Source organism: Paracoccus aestuariivivens, from assembly GCF_009711225.1.
GTDB classification, from domain to species: domain Bacteria; phylum Pseudomonadota; class Alphaproteobacteria; order Rhodobacterales; family Rhodobacteraceae; genus Paracoccus; species Paracoccus aestuariivivens.
This window is the reverse complement of the sequence record NZ_WMIE01000003.1, coordinates 68,281-87,072: the sequence shown is the minus strand read 5'-3', so window position 1 is coordinate 87,072 and position 18,792 is coordinate 68,281. Positions and strand designations below refer to the sequence as shown.

Annotated in this window: 22 protein-coding genes; 11 read left to right on the top strand and 11 right to left on the bottom strand. The window is 61.4% G+C overall.

The window, feature by feature from the left end; genetic code table 11:
* The first annotated feature begins 12 nt into the window (after positions 1–12).
* On the top strand, positions 13–732 hold the full coding sequence (locus GL286_RS07940) for a 16S rRNA (uracil(1498)-N(3))-methyltransferase (protein WP_155095029.1): 720 nt from the start codon (positions 13–15) through the stop codon (positions 730–732).
* A gap of 239 nt (positions 733–971) precedes the next feature.
* Positions 972–1,166 carry a DUF1127 domain-containing protein gene (locus GL286_RS07935; RefSeq protein ID WP_155095028.1) on the top strand — a complete coding sequence of 65 codons (195 nt, stop codon included), beginning with the start codon at positions 972–974 and terminating at the stop codon, positions 1,164–1,166.
* Positions 1,167–1,280: 114 nt separating this feature from the next.
* On the opposite strand, the gene GL286_RS07930 is transcribed toward GL286_RS07935, so the two are convergent.
* Positions 1,281–2,150 carry a 50S ribosomal protein L11 methyltransferase gene (locus GL286_RS07930; RefSeq protein WP_155095027.1) on the bottom strand — a complete coding sequence of 290 codons (870 nt, stop codon included), beginning with the start codon at positions 2,148–2,150 and terminating at the stop codon, positions 1,281–1,283.
* Complete coding sequence (msrA, locus tag GL286_RS07925) at positions 2,150–2,734, bottom strand: peptide-methionine (S)-S-oxide reductase MsrA (RefSeq protein WP_155095026.1); 585 nt, start codon at positions 2,732–2,734, stop codon at positions 2,150–2,152. The genes GL286_RS07930 and msrA overlap by 1 nt, the downstream gene beginning before the upstream one ends.
* 115 nt (positions 2,735–2,849) lie before the next feature.
* Between msrA and GL286_RS07920 the strand changes: the two genes are divergently transcribed.
* On the top strand, positions 2,850–3,830 hold the full coding sequence (locus GL286_RS07920; RefSeq protein ID WP_155095025.1) for a P1 family peptidase: 981 nt from the start codon (positions 2,850–2,852) through the stop codon (positions 3,828–3,830).
* Positions 3,831–4,031: 201 nt separating this feature from the next.
* Positions 4,032–5,504 (top strand): NAD-dependent succinate-semialdehyde dehydrogenase, encoded by a 1,473-nt coding sequence (locus GL286_RS07915; RefSeq protein WP_155095024.1) that lies wholly within the window; start codon positions 4,032–4,034, stop codon positions 5,502–5,504.
* A gap of 49 nt (positions 5,505–5,553) precedes the next feature.
* Here the strand turns inward: GL286_RS07915 and GL286_RS07910 are convergent, their stop codons facing one another.
* Positions 5,554–6,303, bottom strand: a complete 750-nt coding sequence (locus GL286_RS07910; protein WP_155095023.1) for a DUF1013 domain-containing protein — start codon at positions 6,301–6,303, stop codon at positions 5,554–5,556.
* Between the two features lie 162 nt (positions 6,304–6,465).
* Here GL286_RS07910 and GL286_RS07905 point away from each other — a divergent pair, with 162 nt between their 5' ends.
* Positions 6,466–7,098 carry a ribonuclease T2 family protein gene (locus tag GL286_RS07905; RefSeq protein ID WP_155095022.1) on the top strand — a complete coding sequence of 211 codons (633 nt, stop codon included), beginning with the start codon at positions 6,466–6,468 and terminating at the stop codon, positions 7,096–7,098.
* An 85-nt stretch (positions 7,099–7,183) separates the two neighbouring features.
* Here GL286_RS07905 and GL286_RS07900 read toward each other — a convergent pair whose 3' ends face one another.
* Both GL286_RS07900 and GL286_RS07895 read right to left on the bottom strand, forming a co-directional pair.
* The gene (locus tag GL286_RS07900; protein ID WP_155095021.1) at positions 7,184–8,176 is read right to left on the bottom strand and encodes an NAD(P)H-quinone oxidoreductase; all 993 of its coding nucleotides are present in this window, start codon (positions 8,174–8,176) and stop codon (positions 7,184–7,186) included.
* Complete coding sequence (locus GL286_RS07895) at positions 8,173–8,859, bottom strand: COQ9 family protein (protein ID WP_155095020.1); 687 nt, start codon at positions 8,857–8,859, stop codon at positions 8,173–8,175. Before GL286_RS07895 ends, GL286_RS07900 begins: the two co-directional genes overlap by 4 nt.
* A gap of 112 nt (positions 8,860–8,971) precedes the next feature.
* On the opposite strand from GL286_RS07895, the gene rpsU reads away from it, so the two are divergent.
* On the top strand, positions 8,972–9,178 hold the full coding sequence (gene rpsU / locus GL286_RS07890; protein WP_011748553.1) for a 30S ribosomal protein S21: 207 nt from the start codon (positions 8,972–8,974) through the stop codon (positions 9,176–9,178).
* A gap of 80 nt (positions 9,179–9,258) precedes the next feature.
* On the opposite strand, the gene GL286_RS07885 is transcribed toward rpsU, so the two are convergent.
* Both GL286_RS07885 and mscL read right to left on the bottom strand, forming a co-directional pair.
* Positions 9,259–9,717, bottom strand: coding sequence for an Lrp/AsnC family transcriptional regulator (locus GL286_RS07885; RefSeq protein WP_343038856.1), 459 nt, complete (start codon positions 9,715–9,717; stop codon positions 9,259–9,261).
* A gap of 120 nt (positions 9,718–9,837) precedes the next feature.
* Positions 9,838–10,278 (bottom strand): large conductance mechanosensitive channel protein MscL, encoded by a 441-nt coding sequence (mscL, locus tag GL286_RS07880; protein WP_155095019.1) that lies wholly within the window; start codon positions 10,276–10,278, stop codon positions 9,838–9,840.
* A 97-nt stretch (positions 10,279–10,375) separates the two neighbouring features.
* Here mscL and GL286_RS07875 point away from each other — a divergent pair, with 97 nt between their 5' ends.
* Entirely contained in the window at positions 10,376–11,077 is a 702-nt protein-coding gene (locus GL286_RS07875) for a glutathione S-transferase C-terminal domain-containing protein (RefSeq protein WP_155095018.1), read from the top strand.
* 55 nt (positions 11,078–11,132) lie between these two features.
* Positions 11,133–11,879: a YoaK family protein gene (locus tag GL286_RS07870; protein WP_170295101.1), complete on the top strand. Its 747-nt coding sequence runs from the start codon at positions 11,133–11,135 to the stop codon at positions 11,877–11,879.
* Between the two features lie 41 nt (positions 11,880–11,920).
* Here GL286_RS07870 and pheT read toward each other — a convergent pair whose 3' ends face one another.
* Positions 11,921–14,308, bottom strand: a complete 2,388-nt coding sequence (gene pheT, locus GL286_RS07865) for a phenylalanine--tRNA ligase subunit beta (protein WP_155095016.1) — start codon at positions 14,306–14,308, stop codon at positions 11,921–11,923.
* Between the two features lie 242 nt (positions 14,309–14,550).
* Here pheT and GL286_RS07860 point away from each other — a divergent pair, with 242 nt between their 5' ends.
* A complete protein-coding gene (locus GL286_RS07860) occupies positions 14,551–14,862 on the top strand; it encodes a TM2 domain-containing protein (RefSeq protein ID WP_155095015.1) in 312 nt (103 codons plus the stop codon).
* 44 nt (positions 14,863–14,906) lie between these two features.
* Positions 14,907–15,677 (top strand): bestrophin-like domain, encoded by a 771-nt coding sequence (locus GL286_RS07855; RefSeq protein ID WP_155095014.1) that lies wholly within the window; start codon positions 14,907–14,909, stop codon positions 15,675–15,677.
* A gap of 4 nt (positions 15,678–15,681) precedes the next feature.
* On the opposite strand, the gene GL286_RS07850 is transcribed toward GL286_RS07855, so the two are convergent.
* Positions 15,682–16,605 carry a Hint domain-containing protein gene (locus GL286_RS07850; RefSeq protein ID WP_155095013.1) on the bottom strand — a complete coding sequence of 308 codons (924 nt, stop codon included), beginning with the start codon at positions 16,603–16,605 and terminating at the stop codon, positions 15,682–15,684.
* A 276-nt stretch (positions 16,606–16,881) separates the two neighbouring features.
* Here GL286_RS07850 and GL286_RS07845 point away from each other — a divergent pair, with 276 nt between their 5' ends.
* Positions 16,882–17,226, top strand: a complete 345-nt coding sequence (locus GL286_RS07845) for a TM2 domain-containing protein (protein WP_155095012.1) — start codon at positions 16,882–16,884, stop codon at positions 17,224–17,226.
* A 66-nt stretch (positions 17,227–17,292) separates the two neighbouring features.
* Here the strand turns inward: GL286_RS07845 and pheS are convergent, their stop codons facing one another.
* Positions 17,293–18,375: a phenylalanine--tRNA ligase subunit alpha gene (gene pheS, locus GL286_RS07840; protein WP_155095011.1), complete on the bottom strand. Its 1,083-nt coding sequence runs from the start codon at positions 18,373–18,375 to the stop codon at positions 17,293–17,295.
* A gap of 69 nt (positions 18,376–18,444) precedes the next feature.
* Positions 18,445–18,789, bottom strand: a complete 345-nt coding sequence (locus GL286_RS07835) for an arsenate reductase family protein (RefSeq protein ID WP_155095010.1) — start codon at positions 18,787–18,789, stop codon at positions 18,445–18,447.
* Positions 18,790–18,792: the final 3 nt, after the last annotated feature.

Below are 18,792 nucleotides of genomic sequence, written 5' to 3'. Positions count from 1 at the left end.
CTGCGCCCCATCATGGCGAAAATCAGGCTGTTCATAGATCACCCGCTGGCACTCGGACAAGGCATCGCGCTGAATACCGATCAGGCCCATTATCTTTCCTCGGTCATGCGGCAGGGACCGGGTGACGAAATCCTGCTGTTCAATGGGCAGGATGGCGAATGGCTGGCACGGATCGAGCGTCTGGCAAAACGCAATGGCGAGGTCGTGCCGCAAAGGCAGTCGGCGCCGCAGATGGACCCGCCCGACCTGTGGCTGATGTTCGCTCCAATCAAGAAGGCCCGCACCGATTTCATCGTCGAGAAAGCCGCCGAGTTGGGCGCGGCCCGCATCTTGCCAGTTCAGACCGACTTCACCAATTCCGAACGTATCCGGCAGGACCGGCTGCAAGCCCATGCCGTCGAAGCCGCCGAGCAATGCGGCGGCACTTTCGTTCCCGAGGTCACGGATCTTGTCCCATTGCCGCGCGTTCTGGACGGTTGGGACGTCACGCGCCGGATCTTATGGGCCGATGAGGCGCTGGTCGGTGCGGCAGAAACCCTTGCGGGCTTGGAAAAGGGGCCATGGGCGATCCTGATTGGCCCCGAGGGCGGGTTCTCCGAATCAGAACGAAAGCGGCTTTGCGCGATGCATTGTGTCACGCGCATATCACTTGGCCCCCGTATCCTGCGTGCCGACACCGCCGCCGTGGCTGCACTCGCGTTGTGGCAATCGGAATTGGGTGATTGGCGCTAAGCCGATACTGAGAATTTTGTGCAATTAATCTGCGTAACCTTAGCGAATCCCGCAGATTAATTGCGCGAGAAAGCCAATTCTGGCCCTTCCACTCAAAAAACAAATGAAATCTGCGCCTTATGCATTCGACGCATAGCGGAAATGCCGCGGTGTTCGTGGAATTTTAACTTTGCCCAGCCTATATGCTTCTCATCAGATAAACGCCCGGATTTAGGGCAACTTCAAACACAGGTGAAATGATGTCGGCGATTGACACGAACCGCGTCCATGGCGGGACGCGCTCTTTCGGTATTGGCTCGAAACTTCTGGCGGCAGTGGCTGCCTGGAATGATGCACGCGTTACGAAAAACGCGCTGAGCCGCCTTTCCGACCGCGAATTGGACGATATCGGTCTGACCCGCGGTGATATCGAACGGGTTGCGCACGCTCGCTAATCGAAGCGTTGCTGCTATAACGAGAACGGCCCCAGGGGAAACTCCCCAAGGGGCCTTTTTCATGTCCAATGATCGGGCAAATCGAAAAAACCCGCCATCTAGGCGGGTTTTCGGTCAGATACGGGTCACGACCAGCGTGGACCACTCGCCGTAATCGTCGCGACGGTCCAGCTCCAGCCCTCCGGCCTTATAGGCCGCAGTCACCTCATCGGCTTGGGTGGTCAGAATGCCCGACAGGATCGCCTTGCCGCCCCGAGCGATATAGCGGGCCATATCCGGCACCAGATCGATCAACGGCTGCTTCAGGATATTGGCGAAAACCAGATCGAATGGCGCAGCGCCTTCGATCAGAGGTTGGTCGAAACCGACGGCTTCGACACATTCGACGCGGCCATCCAGCCCGTTCGCAATGACATTCGCCTTGGCAACATCGACTGCCAGAGGGTCGATATCCCCCGCCAGAACCACGACCGGAAAAACCCGCGCGGCAGCCATTGCCAGAACCGCCGTGCCGCATCCGATATCGACAATACGCTCGGGCGTGGCACCAGACTCGATCAGGCGATCCAGCGCCAGCAGGCAACCTTTGGTCGTGCTGTGATGGCCGGTGCCAAAGGCCATCGCGGCCTCGATCAGCAACGCCTCGGACCCGGCGGGGACTTTGTCGGCATCGTGGCTGCCATGGACGAAGAACCGCCCCGCCTCGACCGGAGATAATTCGCGTTTGACATGCGCGACCCAATCCACCTCGGGCAATTCCGAAATGATGAAGGGATCCGCGCCAAAAGCCGCAGCCATCAACGTCAACGCTATCTCGTCGGGAGCTTCGGTGAAATACAGCCCCACTTCCCAGCGGTCGCTGCCGTCCTCGATTTCGAAAACGCCGCTGCCAACGGGTTCAGGGGTCAGATCTTCACCCATTTCAGCCAAGGCCTCGGCGGCCTCGCGGCCGGCGGTCTGGGTCAGCGCGGTCCATGTGGGCATTAGATTTCCTCGGGAATATCAGTCAAAGGGGCCTGTACGCCCGTGCCGCGCAGCCCGCAATAGCCGTCAGGATAACGGTCCAGATATTGCTGGTGATCTTCCTCGGCCAGATAGAACGGTCCGGCCGGTTCGATCTGGGTGGTGATCGCGCGGAAACCTTCCACCGCGAGCCGGTTACCATAATCTGCCTTGCTGAGTTCGGCCGACGTTTTCTGGCTGTCGGTGTAATACATGATCAGCGAGCGATACTGCGAACCGATGTCATTGCCCTGACGGTTGCCTTGGGTCGGGTTATGGTTTTCCCAGAACACCTGCAACAAGCGCTCGTAGCTGATGCGCGAACTGTCATAGATCAGGCGGACAACCTCGGCATGGGCGGTATTGCCTTCGCAGACCTGCTTGTAGGTCGGGTTTTCCACGGTTCCGCCAGCAAAGCCGACCTCGGTCAACCAGACTCCGTCAAGCTGCCAGAACAAGCGTTCGACGCCCCAATAGCAGCCCATTCCGAAAATGGCCTGATCGAAACCTGCGGGAACCGGTGCATCCAGCGGACGCCCGTAAATACGGTGGAGGAGAGCGGTCATTAGCGCATCCTTTCAAAAGACTTGCCGTGGATTTAAGCGCGGCAATACCTTCGTGCAACGTCACAGGCCCCGCTCGGGTTCGGATCAGGGGCCATAACAGCAAAAAGGCTCTCTCATGCGCGCAGGTCCACGCAATCTGATCACCGATGTCTCTGGCCTGCGGATTGGCAATGCGCGCGATGACGACCTGCGCTCGGGTGTAACCGTGCTGATCGCTGATGCGCCTATGGCATGCGGGGTCAATGTCATGGGCGGCGCACCCGGCACGCGCGAGACCGAGCTTCTGGCCCCAGACAAGATGGTACAGTGCGTGGATGCGCTGGTCCTTTCCGGCGGCTCAACCTTTGGACTGGCCGCCTGCGACGGCGTCTCCGAAGGGCTGCGCCATATGGGTCGGGGCTTCGAGATCGGCCCCGTTCGCGTTCCGATCGTGCCGGGCGCCATCATCTTCGACCTGCTGAACGGAGGCGACAAGAATTGGGCGCAGAACCCTTATCCCGCGCTTGGTCGTGCAGCACTTGATGCGGCCCGCACCGATTTCGCCTTAGGAAGCGAGGGCGCTGGTACCGGTGCGCTGACCCATCAATGGAAAGGCGGCCTTGGTTCGGCCTCGGCCGTTCTGGACAATGGCCTGACGGTGGGAGCTATCGTTGCCGTCAACGCGCTTGGCTCGGTGACGCTTGGCGATACCCGTCAGTTCTGGGCCGCCCCGTGGGAGCTCGACCGCGAGTTCGGTGGACTGGGGCTGGACGGACCCTTTGACGGCACCCTTGAGCCACGGATGACAAAACGTCTGGGCGAGGCCACGACCATCGCCATCGTCGCCACCGACGCCGTCATGGACAAGGCTGCGCTGACACGGCTGGCCACAGCCGCCCAAGACGGCATGGCCCGCGCCATTGTGCCCAGCCACACACCCCATGACGGGGATCTGGTTTTCGCGGTCTCGACCGGCACGAAGCCCATGCCGGACCCTTTGTCGACTCCGTTCCAACTGGGACATGCCGCGGCCTCGGTACTGGCGCGGGCCATTGCTCGGGGGGTCTACTCCGCCACATCCAGATCCGGAGACCTGCAACCCCGCTGGAGCGCATAAAGAAAGGGACGACGGGAGAGAGATCCGTCGTCCCCAAGTAATACACGCCAAGAGGGAAAAACCTGACGATACGACAAAACGTGCGAAAAGCGCACAAGTTCAAAACTATTTCAGCAATCACAGGTTCTTGACTTCCGGCTTGCGCGACGGCCCCGAAAGCGCAAGCCTGTTAACCTACGGGCCTGCCAACGAGGAATTCGGATGAACAAGCATGTGACCGATCTGAAGATGATCCTGAAAGACCCCTCGCTGTTCGAAACCCGCGCCTATGTGGCAGGCGAATGGGTTGGCGCAGATGATGGCGCGACCTTTGCGGTAACCAATCCGGCGCGCGGCGATGTGATCGCACATGTGGCCGATCTGGGCCGCACCGAGGTCGCTCGCGCGATCAAGGCCGCCGACCAGGCGATGAAGCTATGGGCAGCCCGCACCGCCAAGGACCGGGCACAGGTCATGCGCAAATGGTACGACCTGATGATGGAAAACCAGGATGATCTGGGCAAGATCCTGACTGCCGAAATGGGCAAGCCCCTGCCCGAGGCCAAAGGCGAGATCGCATATGGCGCCAGTTTCGTCGAATGGTTCGGCGAGGAGGCCAAACGCATTTACGGCGAAACCATTCCCGGCCATATGCCCGACAAGCGCCTGACCGTGATCCGCCAGCCGATCGGGGTCGTCGGCTCGATCACGCCGTGGAATTTCCCGAATGCTATGATCGCCCGCAAATGCGCCCCCGCCATCGCGGCAGGCTGCGGCTTTGTCGGCCGTCCTGCCTCGGAAACCCCGCTGTCGGCACTTGCGATGGCGGTGCTGGGCGAACGCGCAGGACTGCCCAAGGGCCTGTTCAATATCGTGCCCTCGACCAAGGCCTCGGATATTGGCAAGGAATTCTGTGAAAATCCGCTGATCCGTAAGCTCACTTTCACCGGCTCGACCAATACGGGACGTATCCTTTTGCGTCAGGCGGCGGATCAGGTGCTGAAATGCTCGATGGAACTGGGCGGAAACGCGCCCTTCATCGTCTTTGACGATGCCGATCTGGATGCGGCGGTCGAAGGCGCGATGGCCTCGAAATTCCGCAATAACGGCCAGACATGCGTCTGCGCGAACCGTATCTATGTGCAGGCTCGGGTCTACGATGCCTTTGCCGACAAACTGGCCAAGGCCGTCGAGAAGCTGAAAGTCGGCGACGGCCTGACCGAAGGCGTGACCACCGGTCCCCTGATCAACGAAAAGGCCGTCGAGAAGGTACAGGACCATATCCGTGACGCGGTCGATAACGGCGCGCAGGTCGTGACCGGCGGCAAGCCGATCGAGGGACTGTTCTTCGAGCCAACCGTCGTGACTGGTATCACCCAGACGATGAAAGTCGCGAACGAGGAAACTTTCGGCCCCCTCGCCCCCCTGTTCAAGTTCGACACCGAGGACGAGGCAATCGCTTACGCCAATGCCACCATCTTCGGCCTCGCCTCATATTTCTATGCCCGCGATATCGGCCGCATCACACGCGTTCAGGAAGCGCTTGAATACGGCATTGTCGGGGTGAATACGGGGATCATCTCGACCGAGGTCGCGCCGTTCGGTGGCGTCAAGCAATCAGGGCTTGGTCGCGAAGGCTCGCGCCACGGGATCGAGGATTATCTTGAGCTGAAATATATCTGCCTGTCGGTTTGATCATGCAGAACGCGAAACCCCGGAGCAGCGCCCCGGGGTTTTAAACTAATCAGTTATCTTCTTCTTCGTCGTCTTCATCCGAGGCCGGCAGGTTGAAGAAGCTTTCGGCATCCAGCTTCTCTTCCTTCGCCGGTTTGTCGTCATCGCGCGACAAGGTGAAGTTCTCGAGTCCGGCCATCGAATCCGGCACGCGCGGCTCGTCGGACATCGCCAGCGAGGTTTCGGTCGACAACAGCTTGCGACGCTCGTCATCGGTCATCGCACCACCTTCGGCAGCTTTGCGCTTGGCGGCTTTCTGAACGGCCGAGTCCAACTCGGTCTGACGGCACAGCCCCAAGGCAACCGGATCGATCGGCTGGATGTTCTGGATGTTCCAATGCGTCCGGTCACGGATCGACGCGATCGTCGGCTTGGTCGTACCGACCAGCTTCGAGATCTGCGCATCGGCCAGCTCGGGATGGAACTTCACCAGCCACAGGATCGCGGCGGGACGGTCCTGACGTTTGGACAGTGGCGTGTAACGCGGGCCGCGACGTTTTTCCTCACCCTCGGCGGCAGGATTGTGCTTGAGCTTCAGCTTGTAGCGCGGATCTTTCTGACCCTTCTCGATCTCGATCTGATCAAGCTGGTTCGAGGCAATCGGATCGAAGCCCTTCACGCCAACCGCCACGTCGCCATCGGCAATGCCCTGAACCTCGAGTTCGTGCATGCCACAGAAGTCGCCGATCTGCTTGAAGCTTAGCGTCGTGTTGTCGACCAGCCAGACGGCGGTGGCCTTGGCCATCAGCGGCTTATTCATGACGTTCTCCTTAACAATATCTTCTTCGGCCGGGAAAACGGCTTTTGGCGGGTGCCATTCCATTTTCAGGGGAGGGATTGACAGGTTATATAAGGCTTCATGGACGCGGAATAAAGCCTGAATTTCGTGGCGCGGGATGGCCTGCGCAGCTAGGCTTGCGCCATGAAAACGCTTATCGCCCTTATCCTTGCCACCTGCCTGACAACGCCCGCCCAAGCCCGTGATAGGGCCGGAGACTTCGATTATTATGTGTTGTCACTCAGTTGGTCGCCCAGTTGGTGCGCGCAGGAAGGCAGCGCCGAGGGATCCGAACAATGCGATCCCGGTCGCAAGCTGGGCTTTACCGTCCACGGCCTGTGGCCCCAGCACGAGAAAGGCTGGCCCGAGGATTGCGCGACCAATGCCCGCGACCCATCCAGACGCGAGACGCGCGACATGGCCGACGTGATGGGAACCAGCGGACTGGCTTGGTATCAATGGAAAAAACACGGCCGTTGCTCGGGACTGACCGCGCATGACTATTTTGCGCTGGTCAGGACAGCCACCAAGCGGGTCCACCTGCCCGAGGTGCTGAACCGGCTGTCGCGCGATGTGACCTTACCCTCACGCGTGATCGAACAGGCGTTTCTGGAAACCAACCCCGACATGAAGCCCGAAGGCATAACGGTCACCTGCCGCGCCCGCGCCTTGCAAGAGGTTCGGATCTGTCTGACCAAAGACCTTGAACCACGGCAATGTGCGCATGACAGCCGCCGCGATTGCCAAGGCACCTTCCTGATGCAAGCGCCGCGTTAATCGCGGCGCTTCGGTTTCCGGCCTGTCAACAGCCAGGTCCGGTTCCCGATTCGCACCCCTTGACAAGGCTCGCAGGCTTTCTGCATCAAGACTCGGCTGCGACCTGCAACATGATCTTGCCGATATGTTTGCTGGTTTCCATGCGTTCATGCGCCAAGGCGGCATCGGCCAATGGATAGGTGCTGTCGATGATCGGGCGAACCGCACCGGCCTCGATCAGCGGCCAAAGCTGCGCGGACAGATCCCGCGCGATACTGGCCTTGGCCGCGTCGGTTTGGGGCCGCAACGTCGATCCGGTCACCGTAAGCCGCCGCATCATGATCTGGGCAAAATTGATATCCGCTTTGGCCCCTCCCAGAAACGCGATCATCACAAGGCGACCGTCATCGGCAAGTGCCCGCAGGTTTCGGGCGATATAGTCGCCTCCAACCATGTCCAGAAGCAGATTTGCCCCACCTGCCTTGTGCAGGACGGCAACAAAATCCTCGGTCCGGTAGTTGATCGGCGTTGCGCCCAGTTTCCTGATCGCTTCGCATTTGTCATCCGATCCGGCGGTCGCCCAGACACGGGCGCCCAAAGCATTCGCGATCTGGATGGCCATTGTCCCGATGCCGGACGTGCCGCCTTGCACCAGAAAACGCTCACCTGCCTTCAGGCGACCGCGCGTGACGATGTTTGACCACACGGTGAAAGCGGTTTCAGGCAATGCGGCAGCATCACGCAAACTTACCCCCTTCGGGATGGGAAGCGCGTGATCGGCCGGACAAGTCACATATTCGGCATATCCGCCACCGGGCAAAAGTGCGCAGACCTGATCGCCCACTTTCCAGCGGTTCACCCCAATCCCGATGCCCACAACCGTCCCCGAGCATTCCAGTCCCGGCAGATCCGACGCTCCTGCAGGTGGCGCATAAAGACCCGCACGCTGCAATGCATCGGGCCGGTTGACGCCCGCCCATGCGACGCGGATCAGGATTTGACCATGGCCAGCGACCGGTACCGCGCGTGCGACAGATTTCAGCACCTCGGGCGCGCCGGCCTCGGTGATTTCGACGGCCTGCATCATGTCAGGAATCATGCATCGCCCCTTTCGGCCTCGGGGAGCGTCCGATCCCGTAACGAGCCCGGAGAAGAAGAACGCGTCGGACGCCTGATCCAACCGGTGGCAAAACCGGCCAAGGTTCCGACACCGGGCAGGCTTCCTAGCCGACCCTTGATTTTCTCGAAGCGCATGACGCCTTCGATCCGCCGATCCAGAAACGCGCGGGTGTCGTCCATCTCGGGCGAATCGTCGCCCAGCCAATACAGCACGGTCGCGCCGTACACGGTCGAAAGCGTCGCGCGCTTCGAATACCAGTTCACGTCCTGCGAGTTATCACCCAGCCCTTCCCAAACGGCGTCGGTGGTCTCCCAGATCAGTCGCGCACCCAAGGCCGCGTTCTGCGGCAGCGCCAGCGTGACAGCCCCTGCGCGCGCCATTTCGCGGTTGCTCAGTGTCAGTCTATGCATCACCGCATCTGTGATCCGGTCGCGGAAGCGACCTTGCAGCGGCGTGGTCGCCAGCCATTGCCGCAATGCCGCGTCGCCGCGCCGGTGATAGGCCGCCGCCAGATCCAGGCCTGCTCGCGGCAGATGGACATGGGCCAGATGTGGCGACATGCCGATGTCACGCGCACCCGCCAAAACGGCCTTCTCGCTCATGCCGTCGAAGATCACATGTTCGAGCGCGGCGTCTATTAACCTGTCCCGTTCGGTGGTCATTATACCCTCCTGTGGATGGCCGGAGAAAATCTGGACAAAAGCGATTCGCCCTGCTAGAAGGCCGCTTCCTGCAATTCGCTCAACTCTAACTTAGGAAGGTGGTGACAACCACATGCAGGTAAGTGTTCGCGACAATAACGTCGAACAGGCGCTTCGTGCTCTGAAGAAAAAACTTCAGCGCGAGGGGGTGTTCCGTGAAATGAAGCTCAAGCAGCATTTCGAGAAACCCTCGGTCAAGAAGGCCCGTGAAAAGGCCGAGGCCGTCCGCCGTGCCCGTAAACTGGCACGCAAAAAAGCGCAACGCGAAGGCGCGCTGTAAGACACTGCGACACGTGTTTCTTGAACCCTCCGTAGCCCAGGCTTCGGGGGTTTCTTTTTTTGCCCGAAGGCGACCTCCGCTCAGACCGGCAAGGCAGTCGTGAAGGCCACCGTCTTGAGCGAGAAGGACGAGTGCATCTGCGCTACGCCGGGTAGCTTGGCCAAGCGCTGGCGGTGGATTCGGGCGAAATCGTCGGTGTCTTGAGCTACGACTTTCAACAGATAGTCCGCCGATCCCGCCATCAGGTGACATTCCAGCACATCCGGAATGGTGCGCACGGCCCGCTCGAATGCTTCCAGCAATTCGTCCGCCTGCCCAGACAGGGTGATCTCGACAAAGACGGTCGTCGGGCGTTCAAGTTTGCGGGCATCCAGAAGCGCGACATAACCGCGGATCAGACCGGTTTCCTCCAGACGCTGGACACGGCGATGGCAAGCACTGGGAGAAAGGCTGACCTCGGCGGCAAGCTCGGCATTGGTGATGCGTCCGGCGCGTTGCAGGACGGACAGGATACGGCGGTCTGTTGCGTCAATCTCGATCACGACGGAGTTCCCTGCACATTCTGGCCCCGATGAGGGGATTTTTGTGCAGCCTATCCGTCACAGGCAAAAAAGAAAACGGCGCGCGAAAACCGCACGCCGCCGGTCCGTTCAGGGCAATCAGGCACGGGTCGCGCGCAATTCGTCGCGGATCTCCATGAGCAGTTCTTCCTGCGTCGGACCCGCCGGAGCCGCTGCCTCTTCGGCTTTTTTCTTGAGTACGGCGCTGTTCTGGACCTTGTTCACGGCCTTCACCAGCAAGAACACGGCCCAAGCGATGATCAGGAAATTGATGATGGCCGACAAGAACGAACCATAGGCAAAGACCGAGGCACCGGCATCGCGGGCCGCGGCAAGGCTTGCGCCCTCGGGCACAGTGCCTTTCAGAACCAGATAGTGGCCGCTGAAATCCGTGCCGCCGGTCAGAAGGCCGATGATCGGGTTGATCAGGTCGGCAACCAGCGAGTTTACGATCGCCGTGAACGCCGCACCAATGATGATACCCACCGCCAGATCGACAACATTGCCTCGGGCGATGAACTCCTTGAACTCGTTGAGCATGTGCTTACCTTTTCTCAGACCTGTCGCGCTGATGTGGTAGGTATGTGCCGTTCCACTCAGCAACCATCCCTCAAAGATTGCTCAGGATCTATCCAAAATGTCTGCCCTTTCAGATTTTCCGATCACCCGTCGCTGGCCGCCTGTCCGTCAGGACGTCATCCAGCTTTACACGCTGAACACCCCGAACGGCATCAAGACCTCGGTCATGCTCGAGGAATGCGGGCTTGAATATGACGCGCATCATATCAGCATCGGCAACCCCGAGGACCAGTTCACCCCCGAATTCCTGTCACTGAACCCGAACAACAAGATCCCTGCCATGATCGACCCGAACGGGCCGGACGGCAAGCCGCTGGGTCTGTTCGAGACCGGAGCCATGTTGATCTATCTGGGCGACAAGACCGGAAAGTTCCTGCCTGCCTCGGGCGAGGCGCGCTATCACACGATCCAATGGCTGATGTGGCAGATGGGCGGCGTCGGACCGATGTTCGGACAGGTCGGGTTCTTCCACCGCTACAAGGGCAAGGAGATCGAAGACCCGCGTCCGCGCACCCGTTATTACAACGAAGCACGGCGTCTGCTGGGCGTGCTCGAGAAGCAGTTGGACGGCAAAGACTGGATCACCGGCGAATATTCCATCGCCGATATGGCGGTCGCGCCATGGCTGGGGACGGTGCGCCTGAATTACGACGCCGAGGTCGAAACCGGCATGTCCGACATGGCCAATGTTCAGGCCTATCTGGACCGCTTCCTTGCCCGCCCCGCCGTGCAGCGCGGCCGGCTGGTCGGCGCGGCGTGAACCTGCTGCCAGTCGCCGATATCCGGCGGCTGGCTTTCCCCAAAGCGGCGATGACATGGCTCGACGCAAGCGCATCACCCGCCCCTTCGCATCGGCCCGCGTTCTGCTGGGCCATCGGCGCAGCCCCGGCAGCGATTATGCCTTGGCGACGATCCTTGCCTTTGTCGCCGGGGCCGCCAATGCGGGCGGCTTCTTCGCGCTGGGGCAATATACCTCGCATGTGACGGGCCATCTTTCCGAGATCCCGGACCGATTGGTGGGTGGCGACCTGCCCCATGCCGCGACCGCCTTTCTGGCAGTCAGCGCCTTCGCGGCGGGCGCGAGCTTCAGCAGCCTCTTGATCAACTGGGCAAGCTTCCGCGTCGGGCGCAGGCAATATGCCCTGCCCATCGCGCTTCAGGGGGTGTTTCTGCTGTGCTTCGCATGGGGCGGCATTTTTTCAAGCGTCGCGGGGCGGCTATTCGCGCTGGCCTGCCTGTGCTTCATCATGGGAATGCAGAACGCGACCATCACCAAGATTTCCTATGCCCGCGTGCGCACGACCCATGCGACCGGGATGATGACGGATATCGGGATTGAGATTGGCCGGGCGATGTTCGGACGGTTGCGCCCCGCCTCGGGCGTCCGGGCCGACAGGCTGAAGCTCAAGATCCTGCTGACCCTGATTGGCGCTTTCGTGTTGGGCGGGATCACCGGCGCGGTGGGGTATTCGAAGCTTGGCTTCTTCTTCTCGGTCCCGCTTGCGCTGCTGCTTTTGGGCCTATCGGTCCCGGCTTTGTCCCAGATGCGGCGGCGGGCCTGAATGCAAACGGCCCGCCGGATGGGCGGGCCGTTTGTGTATGATCAGCTGCGCAAAGTGCCGCCGGTGGCCTTGGTGACCTTTTCGACGATCTTGGCGCTGACGGCCTCGATCTCGGCATCGGTCAGGGTCTTGTCCTTGGGCTGCAAGCGCACGGTGATCGCGATGGATTTCTTGCCGCCGTCCAGACCCGCGAACTGGTCAAAGACCGAGACGCGCTCGATCAGCGCCTTATCCGCACCGGCGGCGGCATTGACCAGCGTCAGAGCCTCGACATTGCCGTCCACGACAAAGGCAAAGTCACGCTCGACCGCTTGCAGATCCGACAGAACCAGCGCCGGGCGCGAGGGCGTCTTGACCTTGGGCAGCGGGATCGCCGCGATGCGGATGGTAAAGGCCACGACCGTGCCCTTGATGCCGAAATGGCGCAGGACGCGGGGGTGAACCTCGCCGAAGCTCGCCAGCGTATTCGGACCCAGCGCGATATTGCCCGCGCGGCCCGGATGCCACCAGCCGTCCAGCTTGCGGTTGATCTGGGCTTTCGCGGGCGCGCCGATCACCTGCAGGATCGCTTCGGCATCGGCCTTGGCGTCATAGATATCGACCTTACGGCGCGAGGCGAAGGGGTCGCGCGGCGCGGTCGCACCGACAAGGATACCCGACAGATGCAGGTCCTGCTCGCCCGGCTCACCGCCCGAGAAGACCGGGCCACATTCGAACAGCGACAGGTCCATGAAGCCGCGCGCCTGATTGCGCGCCGCCGCCGCCAGCAGACCCGGCAGCAGGTCGGGGCGCATATGCGTCATCTCGCTGCTGATCGGGTTCTCGATGCGCAGCGCATCCGAGCCGCCGCCGAACAGTTCCGCCTGCGCCTTGTCGATGAAGCTATAGGTCACGCATTCATTGTAACCAAGGCTTGCCGCCAAACGGCGCGCGGCCTTTTCGCGGGTCTGCAAGGGGGTCAGAACCGGCTGCGGCACGCCCGATTGCGGGCGCGGCAAAGGCTGGCCTTGCAGCTTGGTCAGCGAGGCGATGCGGGCCACTTCCTCGACCAGATCGGCGCTGCCCAGCACGTCAGGACGCCAGCCGGGAACGAAAGCCTGATCGCCTTCCAGACGGAAGCCAAGGGCGGTCAGCGTGGCGCGCTGCTCGGCCTCGGGGATCTCCATGCCGACAAGGCTGATGACGCGGGCGGGCTCCAGCGTATAGCTGCGGCTGGTGTCGGGAACGCTGCCTGCGGTCACGACCTCGGAGGCCTCGCCGCCGCACAGATCAAGGATCATCCGCGTCGCCAGTTCCAGCCCCGGTTGGGTGAAGCTGGGGTCCACGCCGCGCTCGAAACGGTAGCGCGCATCCGAGTTGATCTTGAGCGCGCGGCCCGCCGTCGCAATCGCGATCGGGTCCCAATAGGCGCTTTCAAGGAAGACATCGACCGTCTCATCCGCGCAGCCCGAATGCTCGCCGCCCATGATGCCGGCGATGCTTTCGGGGCCGTTTTCATCGGCGATGATCATCGTGCCGGGGGCAAAGGCATAGGTCTTGCCGTCCAGCGCCAGCAGTTCCTCACCCTGAACCGAGGGGCGGACATGCAGGTCGCCCTTGACCTTGGCCGCGTCAAAGACATGCAGCGGGCGGTTCAGGTCGAAGGTGAAGAAGTTGGTGATATCGACCAGCGAATTGATCGGACGCAGGCCGATGGCCGTCAGGCGTTTTTGCAGCCATTCCGGCGAGGGGCCGTTCTTGACGCCACGGATCAGCCGCCCCGAGAAGAACGGCGCCTTCGCGGCCACTTCCGGCGCGATCACCACCTTGATCGGCGAGGCGAAGCTGCCCGGAACGGTCGCATCGCCGACCGCTTTCAGCGTGCCAAGGCCACGCGCCGCCAGATCGCGGGCGACGCCATGGACACCAAGCGCGTCGGGACGGTTCGGGGTGATCTTGATCTCAATGACCGGATCGACCGTCTCGGGCCGGTTCGCGGCCAGCCAGTCGACGAACTTGTCCCCGACCTCGCCCGAGGGCAGTTCGATAATGCCATTATGCTCTTCCGACAGCTCCAGCTCGCGTTCCGAGGCCATCATGCCGTGGGATTCCACGCCACGGATCTTGCCGACGCTCAGCGTGACATCAAGGCCCGGGACGTAATCGCCGGGCTTTGCCAGCACGACGGTGATGCCTTCACGGGCATTGGGCGCGCCGCAGACGATCTGCTTTTCGCCCTCATCCGTCATCACGCGGCAGACGCGCAGCCGGTCGGCATCGGGGTGCTGAACCGCCTCGATCACCTTGGCGATGGTAAAGGTCTTCAGCTTGGATGCGGGGTCGACGATGCCCTCGACCTCGAGGCCGAGATCGGTCAGCGCCTCGGCGATCTGGTCGATCGAGGCGGTGGTGTCGAGATGCTCCTTTAGCCAGGAGAGGGTGAATTTCATGGCGCGGCTCCGTCGGGTTTGGGCGTCCCTTAGCGCATGGCGCGGCGGATTGGTAGGGTCGTGCACCGCGACATTGGCCAGTGCTGCGATTTCCCCGCATTTGCGGGGAATGGGACCGCGCCGGACGTGCAGCAGGCGTACACCGCGCGTACACAGGTTGTACACAGCCCTTGCGCCGCGCCCCTTGTCCGGCGGCTGGGCCTTCCTATGTTAATATCGTAAACATCAAGGACAGAGGACCGATGGACACCAACCGGGAAATGCTGATCGAACAGAGGGTCGCGAATGACGCCAAGTCGCCGCTGGTGGCCTATCTTCTGGCGATCCTGCTTTGGGGCTTCGGCGCGCATCGCATGTATCTGGGCCGTTGGTTGAGCGGGTTGATCATGCTGGCGATGTCCGGCATCGGCTGGCTGCTGTCTCCGGTCCTGATCGGATGGCCGCTGCTCGGGGTGGTCTGGCTTTGGGCCGTGATCGACCTGTTCCTGATCCCCGGGATGATACAGGACGACAAGGACGACATCCGCAGGCGACTCGGGTCGACGCTGAGATAAAAATCCCTTTGCCTTGCCGGACCATCTGGCCAATCATCCGTTGAATGATCGGTCTGTGGCCCAGCGCATTCTACGGGGTCGCCTTTGTCGGCGGCTCCATCGCGATTTCGCTAGTCACCTATTTCCTGACCCGCGCCTTGCTGGCCAGTCCAGAATACGAACGGCACAAAGAGATGGCCGGCTCGGTAGTCGTCCGGCTTGGAGCATTGCAGGGCCTGATCCTTGCGCTGGTTTTCGCTCAGGAGATGACCTCTTATCAGCGACTCGAGGCGGTGTTGTCGGGCGAAGCCAACGCCATCGCCGATATCTATCACGATGCCGAACGCTACGAGGCCTCCGAAACCGAACCGATCAAGGCCGCGATGCTGCGCTATCTGCAGATCGCCACCGACAAGGAATGGCCCAAAAACGGACCCGGCGGGCAATTGTCGGGCGAGGGCTGGATTGCATGGGACGACGCCTATCGCGACGTGTTGAACCTGACTCCCGAAAGCGCGCGGCAGCAGGCGCTTGCGGCAAATATGTTGGCCCGCATTCATGATATATCGCGGGCGCGAAACCAGCGTGACCTGACATGGTCCCTGCCCACCATCGCGATCTTCTGGTTCGCCGCGATCTCGGGCATGATCCTGATCGCGGCGGGCTATTACATCTTTCCACCCGAGCGACAGAACATCGTGCTGCTGTCGATTTTCAGCGCCTATACCGGCATCGTCATGTTCATGATCTTTGCCTTCTCGAACCCCTATTCGCCACCCGCGGCCATTCAGCCCGACGCTTTGCTGGACCTGCTGGCCCAGCTACGAACGGGCTGACGGGTTATTGCAGGAATTTATCGTGTCTGGCATGACGCTGGGCCAATTGGCGGCATTGCCGGCCCAGAGGCAGAATCCGCGCCGGAGCCGGTGCCTGATCGCGCAGATGCGGGAACAGGGCAGAGATTTCCTCGGCCCCCGCTTTTCCGATGGATCGCAGCGCCTCGGGACCGGGGTAAAGCGATTCCGTCTGCGCACCGTTCGAGGTGACAACCTCGTGGGCATCGAACAGGATGTGGAAATACTCGACCTCGGCCAGATCGGTCGCGATGTCGATGCCCGCGACGGACAGAAGCTGCTTTGCGGCGACCAGAACCTCGGGCGCGCCGAACATCCTTTGCGCGATCTGCGAACGCACAAGCACGCGATGCTGTGGCGAGACAAGTAGATCAGACAGAGGCAGGCCATGACCCAATGCCCCTGCCGCAATGCGGATCGGTTTGAGATGCGGGTTCAGGGCCAGTGCCGCGCGGCCAAGTTTCGCCGATCCGACCCACCGCACGGTTTGCGCGCCATGATCGCGAGTGCTGACCTGGTCCCCGATCGTGATATCCTGTACCGCGACCGGACCGCGCGGCGTTTCGATCAACGTGTCACGAGCGAAACAGGGCGCGCCATTGATCTCGTTCACGGTGAAGTCGACAGTTCCGACCTCGTCGCCATTGGCATTTCGCACGACATAGGTCGCGTGCTTGTAGGACGGGGTTTCGCTGTCATCCTCGTCGAAGGACGTCGTGGTGACCGTCCAGCCCGGCGGAAGCTGGACATCGACGTTTTCGATTTCTCCATCGGTCGGCGACGAGTTGACGACGACCGTGCCGGAAAAATCCTCGGTGACGATGATCGTGACGGTATCGTCCGTGCCGTTGCCGCCAATGTTCTCTACATACGAACCCGGTGCATTCGCATTGATCGTAATATCGACCATTCTGAACCTCGCTCATGATTTCAGCCCGCAGCACCGCTGGAACAACCGGCGGCCGGACGCATCATTTCCCCCTTAGAAGGTGGCACGCGATCTCGCCGTTGGGAAGGCAGGTTATGTGCAATATGTTGACGCAGGCAAAAGTCAGCCCTGCGCGGAACGCTGGCCTGATTTAATGCCGCAAGCCGGTCGGCGGTTAACTATAAGTTCACTCAAGTAGTTGAATTTACGTAATACATCGAAATTCTGGCGATCTTGAAAAGCCACAGGGGATATGGAATGAGCCTGACCACACAACAACAAATGCTCGTTGAACAGCGCCTTGCCAATGACGCGAAATCACCGGTCGTCGCCTATCTGCTGTTGATATTCGTCGGGGGTTTGGGCGCGCACCGCTTTTATCTGGGCCAGATCGGCACCGCAATCGCGATGCTGATCATGTTCATTCTTGGATGGTTGACACTGGTCATCGGCGTTGGGCTAATCCTGCTCGCTGCGGTCGGAATCTGGTGCCTTGTCGATCTGTTCCTGATCCCCGGCATGATCCGGACGGACAGGGACGCGCTGCGCGAGCGCTATTCCATGCAGACGATCCAGACTTCTCCGGACGTATCGGCAGCCTGACGCAAAAGGGCCATTCTAGCGAATGGCCCGATGCACGCTCGTCAGGTTTGGCAGGTCTGTGACGGATTACCGCGACAAACCACCTGCCACGCTGGGCACATCACCCGCGGCAAAGCCATAATGGCGCAGCCAACGCAGGTCGGATTCGAAGAAGGCGCGCAGGTCAGGGATGCCGTATTTCAGCATGGCGATCCGGTCGATGCCCATACCGAAGGCGAAGCCTTGCCATTGTTCAGGGTCAACGCCAGCCGCCGCCAGCACCTTGGGATGGACCATGCCCGAGCCGAGAATCTCCAGCCACGAGTTGCCCTCGCCGATGGTCAGTTTGCCGCCTTCCCACGAGCAGCGGATATCGACCTCGGCCGAAGGCTCGGTGAAGGGGAAATGCGAGGCGCGGAAGCGCAGCTCGACATTGTCGACCTCGAAGAAGGCGCGGCAGAATTCTTCCAGCGTCCATTTCAGGTTCGCCATCGAGATATCCTTGCCCAAGGCGAGGCCCTCGACTTGGTGGAACATGGGCGAATGGGTCTGGTCCATGTCCATGCGATAGACGCGGCCCGGCGCGATGACGCGGATCGGCGCGCCGGTCGCCTGCATGGCGCGGATCTGCACCGGCGAGGTATGGGTGCGCAGGACATGCGGCGGGCGCGGATCGTCCTCGGCGCGGGCCATGAAGAAGGTGTCGTGTTCCTGTCGCGCGGGGTGTTCCGGCGGGATGTTCAGCGCATCAAAATTGAACCAGTCGGATTCGATCTGCGGGCCTTCGGCGACGCGGAAGCCCATATCGGCGAAGATCGCGGTGACTTCCTCGGTCACTTGGCTGACCGGGTGAATGGTGCCTTGGCCGCGCGGGCGGCCCGGCAGGGTGACGTCGAGCCATTCTTCCTTCAAGCGGGCGTCGAGGGCCGCATCCTCAAGCCCCTGCTTGCGGGCGCGCAGGGCGGCGTCGATCTCATCCTTCAGGCGGTTCAGGTCGGCACCGCGGGTCTGCCGCTCTTCCGGCGTCATGCGACCCAGTTCCTTCATCATGCCGCTGATCTCGCCCTTCTTGCCAAGCGCGCCAAGGCGCACCTGTTCCAGCGCATCACCATCGGCAGCGCCGGAGATGCGGTCGAGATAGGACTGGCGAAGGGTGGTCAGATCGGACATGGCGGCTTTCCTTGCGGTTCCCGCGCGCCTTATCACGCGCGGGCGGAATGCGAAAGTGTGGGGGAATGCTTAGCGGGCGAAGGTCTGGGCGACCAGTTCCGCCGGACGGCAAAGGCGAACGCCGCCGGGGCCGCTGACGATGGGCCGCTCGACCAAGGCCGGGTTTTCCAGCATCTGGTCAAGGATGGTCTTGTCATCCGCGCCAACCAACCCGCGTTCGGCCGCATCGGTGCCCTTGACCCGCAGCGCCTGTGCCGGCGTCACATTGGCGGCGGCAAGCAGGTCTTGCAACTCGTCGCGGCTCCAGCCGGTTTTGACATAATCGATGACCTGCGGCTCGAAACCGGCATCGCGGATCATCTGCAGCACCTTGCGCGAGGTGCTGCAGGTCGGTTTGTGATAGATGGTGATCAAGTG

Bases quoted from the DNA above. Each gene is read 5' to 3' on its own strand.
- GL286_RS07895 (WP_155095020.1), bottom strand. From the start codon at position 8,859: ATGACCACCGAACGGGACAGGTTAATAGACGCCGCGCTCGAACATGTG.
- GL286_RS07915 (WP_155095024.1), top strand. From the start codon at position 4,032: ATGAACAAGCATGTGACCGATCTGAAGATGATCCTGAAAGACCCCTCG.
- msrA (WP_155095026.1), bottom strand. From the start codon at position 2,734: ATGACCGCTCTCCTCCACCGTATTTACGGGCGTCCGCTGGATGCACCG.
- pheT (WP_155095016.1), bottom strand. From the start codon at position 14,308: ATGAAATTCACCCTCTCCTGGCTAAAGGAGCATCTCGACACCACCGCC.
- GL286_RS07855 (WP_155095014.1), top strand. From the start codon at position 14,907: ATGATCGGTCTGTGGCCCAGCGCATTCTACGGGGTCGCCTTTGTCGGC.
- GL286_RS07905 (WP_155095022.1), top strand. From the start codon at position 6,466: ATGAAAACGCTTATCGCCCTTATCCTTGCCACCTGCCTGACAACGCCC.
- mscL (WP_155095019.1), bottom strand. From the start codon at position 10,278: ATGCTCAACGAGTTCAAGGAGTTCATCGCCCGAGGCAATGTTGTCGAT.
- GL286_RS07845 (WP_155095012.1), top strand. From the start codon at position 16,882: ATGAGCCTGACCACACAACAACAAATGCTCGTTGAACAGCGCCTTGCC.
- pheS (WP_155095011.1), bottom strand. From the start codon at position 18,375: ATGTCCGATCTGACCACCCTTCGCCAGTCCTATCTCGACCGCATCTCC.
- GL286_RS07920 (WP_155095025.1), top strand. From the start codon at position 2,850: ATGCGCGCAGGTCCACGCAATCTGATCACCGATGTCTCTGGCCTGCGG.
- GL286_RS07850 (WP_155095013.1), bottom strand. From the start codon at position 16,605: ATGGTCGATATTACGATCAATGCGAATGCACCGGGTTCGTATGTAGAG.
- rpsU (WP_011748553.1), top strand. From the start codon at position 8,972: ATGCAGGTAAGTGTTCGCGACAATAACGTCGAACAGGCGCTTCGTGCT.
- GL286_RS07860 (WP_155095015.1), top strand. From the start codon at position 14,551: ATGGACACCAACCGGGAAATGCTGATCGAACAGAGGGTCGCGAATGAC.
- GL286_RS07940 (WP_155095029.1), top strand. From the start codon at position 13: ATGGCGAAAATCAGGCTGTTCATAGATCACCCGCTGGCACTCGGACAA.
- GL286_RS07875 (WP_155095018.1), top strand. From the start codon at position 10,376: ATGTCTGCCCTTTCAGATTTTCCGATCACCCGTCGCTGGCCGCCTGTC.
- GL286_RS07930 (WP_155095027.1), bottom strand. From the start codon at position 2,150: ATGCCCACATGGACCGCGCTGACCCAGACCGCCGGCCGCGAGGCCGCC.
- GL286_RS07870 (WP_170295101.1), top strand. From the start codon at position 11,133: ATGGCTCGACGCAAGCGCATCACCCGCCCCTTCGCATCGGCCCGCGTT.
- GL286_RS07910 (WP_155095023.1), bottom strand. From the start codon at position 6,303: ATGAATAAGCCGCTGATGGCCAAGGCCACCGCCGTCTGGCTGGTCGAC.
- GL286_RS07935 (WP_155095028.1), top strand. From the start codon at position 972: ATGTCGGCGATTGACACGAACCGCGTCCATGGCGGGACGCGCTCTTTC.
- GL286_RS07900 (WP_155095021.1), bottom strand. From the start codon at position 8,176: ATGATTCCTGACATGATGCAGGCCGTCGAAATCACCGAGGCCGGCGCG.